The sequence below is a fragment of the Nocardia sp. NPDC024068 genome (assembly GCF_040638875.1).
Taxonomy (GTDB): domain Bacteria; phylum Actinomycetota; class Actinomycetes; order Mycobacteriales; family Mycobacteriaceae; genus Nocardia.
In genome coordinates this window covers 1-1,417 of the sequence record NZ_JBEZYU010000129.1, presented here as the reverse complement: position 1 = coordinate 1,417, position 1,417 = coordinate 1, and the positions used below count along the sequence as shown (strand labels likewise).

The window sequence follows — 1,417 nt, the reverse complement described above, 5'->3', positions numbered from 1 at the left end:
GTCAGCCCGCGAGACAATGCGCCGCAGGCGCGAGTATCGCGGGCTGACAGGCGACGCTCAGGGGGCCGAACCCCGCGCGCGCCAGCGCGCCGAAAAACACAGCCCCCTGTGGCAAGATGGCCCCCAAACCTCGCCCGAGTTCCGCAGGAGGACACCGAAAAATGACTCGCCGCCCGCTGTCCGTACTGGTGCGCGCCGGAGTCGTCGGTGCCGCCGCGGCGCTCGTCCTGGCCGGTCCCGCCGCGGCCGACCCGAACAACGTGAACCCGATCCCGGGGATCAACGGTCAGCCCCGTGGGCTGCCGCCGCTGCCGGGCGATACCCAGGCCGTGTTCCAGGTGACCGGTATGGACAGCCCCAACAAGACCCAGCAGGTCAACGTGATCGGCACCGACCTGGGGGTCATGTGGGACGACGGGGGTGGCACGTTGATCACCGCGTTCGGTGATTCGGCGGGCTTCGGATTCCCGAACCTGCTCGCGGGCAGTATGTGGGCGTGGACCAGCAATGTGGTTTTCCACAGTCGTACCAAGGATCCCTCCCAGGGGATCATCTTCGACGGCGCGGTGCCCAACCCGCTGCCGAGCCCCAAGATCCCGGGAATCGAGATCAGCCTGATCCCGACCGCGGGTATCGCGGTGAACGGGGTGCAGTACATGAGCCTGATGTCGGTGAAGGAGTGGGGCGATCACGGTCGCTGGACCACGAACTTCTCCACCCTGGCCTCCTCCGGCGACGGTGGCCGGACCTGGGCGCAGCTGCCCACGACGCGGCGCGGGAACGTGGACGGTCACGAACGGTTCCAGCAGAACGCGTTCGTGAAGAAAGACGGGTTCGTCTACCGGTACGGAACGCCGGGCGGGCGGAACCATCCCGGCTACATCTCCCGGGTACGCGAGGCCGATATCGCGAATATCGACGCCTACGAATACTGGGACGGCCGGGAATGGAAGGCCAACGACGCGAAGGCCGCCGCACCGATCGTGGACGGCGTGGCCGAACTGTCGGTGCAGTGGAACGACCATCTACGCAAATACGTGATGACGACGACCGATCCGTTCAACTCGGTGGTGTTGCGCACCGCCGATTCGCCGGAAGGGCCGTGGAGCCCGCCGCGGGTGCTGGTGGAGGCGGCGGCGCTGCCCACCGCGTACGCGCCGATGATCTTCCCCTACCAAACCGGCAGCGACCTGTACTTCCTGTTGACGGTCCACAACCAATACAACGTCCTACTGATGCGCACCCCGCTGTAATTTTGGCGCGGCTGTAATTTTGGAGCGGCTCCGCCGCTCGAGGGTTCGGCCCCCTTGGCGTCTGCTGTCAGCCCTCGAGACTCGTGGCTTCGCCACATGCGCTTCGAGGGAGGCCCGCCGCCCGCGCGAAATCGTATCCGCGAGCCGCACCCGCGCGGCCCTGG

1 protein-coding gene is annotated in these 1,417 nt (G+C 67.0%); it reads left to right on the top strand.

The genetic code is table 11. The features are described 5' to 3' along the window. Positions 1-161: 161 nt before the first annotated feature. On the top strand, positions 162-1,253 hold the full coding sequence (locus AB0F41_RS31580) for a DUF4185 domain-containing protein (RefSeq protein WP_357430266.1): 1,092 nt from the start codon (positions 162-164) through the stop codon (positions 1,251-1,253). Positions 1,254-1,417: the final 164 nt, after the last annotated feature.

What these genes read in the sequence shown, in the direction of transcription:
- AB0F41_RS31580 (WP_357430266.1), top strand. Translation starts at nt 162, where the DNA reads ATGACTCGCCGCCCGCTGTCCGTACTGGTGCGCGCCGGAGTCGTCGGT.